This is a genomic window from Streptomyces sp. NPDC053673 (assembly GCF_055585225.1).
Genome location: NZ_JBVJKN010000116.1, coordinates 1 through 1,059, shown reverse-complemented (window position 1 = coordinate 1,059; position 1,059 = coordinate 1). Strand labels below are relative to the sequence as shown.

The window sequence follows — 1,059 nt, the reverse complement described above, 5'->3', positions numbered from 1 at the left end:
ACCACGAAGTTGCCGAAGGCCTCGACGATATCGCCGGCATCCTGCTCCAGCAGGATCAATCGCGTGGTGGCAATCGAGAGCGCCAGGCGAAACATGGTGGTCAGCAACAGGATCGACGGAAACGAAGAAAACGCCAGCGGCCCCGGCAGGTACAACGCCAGCACGATCAACAGGCACGAGATACAGATATTCAGGGCAATCAGGATGTCCACCAGCCAGGTGGGCAGCGGCACAATAAAGATAAACACAATGGCCATGATGACCACCGCGCCCATGACTTCGGCACGTTGTGCAACCTTCAGCAGCACGCCATTGATGACCCGTAACGCGCTCATGCATCGGGGCCCTGCGGGGCCATTCCCTGCCGGGTTCCGCGCTCGGTGCGTGCGTATTCGTCCATCACCAGCAAAAAGCTGTTCAGGCAGTCCTCACGGCCCCTGTTATCACGCCACACGGCAAGCGGCAGGCTCTTGAGCATCGGATAAACACTGTTGAGTGAAATCAACTGGTTGAGTACATCAACCCCGCCCAATTCAATGGCCAGGCGCTGGATCTCGGCAGTCGCAATCCCGGTGTTCGAGTAACCCAGCAAGCGTTGGAGCAGGGCCACTGCGTCCCGTGTCACCTCGGGATAGGTGAGGGCCAGGCGCTCGATCAGGTCCCGGCAATTGCACAAGATGCCACCCAGTTGGTCGCAGCCACGCAACCCCACCAGTAGCGTGAGCAATTTGGCCGAGGCAATCGACGGCGTCAGCGCCGCAATGTCGTCGGCCAGGGCGCGACGCATCAGCTTCAGCCCCTGGCCAAGGTCTTCGCCGCCAAACAACCCCAACAGCGCCTGCAGCATCGTTGCCAGGGATTGCCGGGTGACCACGCTGGCGTAATACACACTGCGCACCGCCTGGCGCAGGTGTGGGTCATCACTGCTGGCTTGCAGCGCCAGCGCCGTGTTCAGGCCCGCCTGGATCTGCGGCTTGAAGCGCATCTCCAGCTTCACCAGCGCCTCGCGAGCCAGTTTCGCTTCGTTGCTGCGCACCTCGGCATCGGCCTGGGCGGCCA

General features: G+C 61.6%; 2 protein-coding genes. Both read right to left on the bottom strand.

The annotated features are described in order from the left end of the window. Positions 1-335, bottom strand: a 335-nt coding sequence (locus ACZ6ZQ_RS38650) for an FHIPEP family type III secretion protein (RefSeq protein ID WP_469773210.1), incomplete at its 3' end; no start/stop codon positions are given. Beyond that, a partial coding sequence (locus ACZ6ZQ_RS38645) for a TyeA family type III secretion system gatekeeper subunit (RefSeq protein ID WP_469773209.1) occupies positions 332-1,059 on the bottom strand: 728 nt, incomplete at its 5' end. The genes ACZ6ZQ_RS38645 and ACZ6ZQ_RS38650, both read right to left, overlap by 4 nt.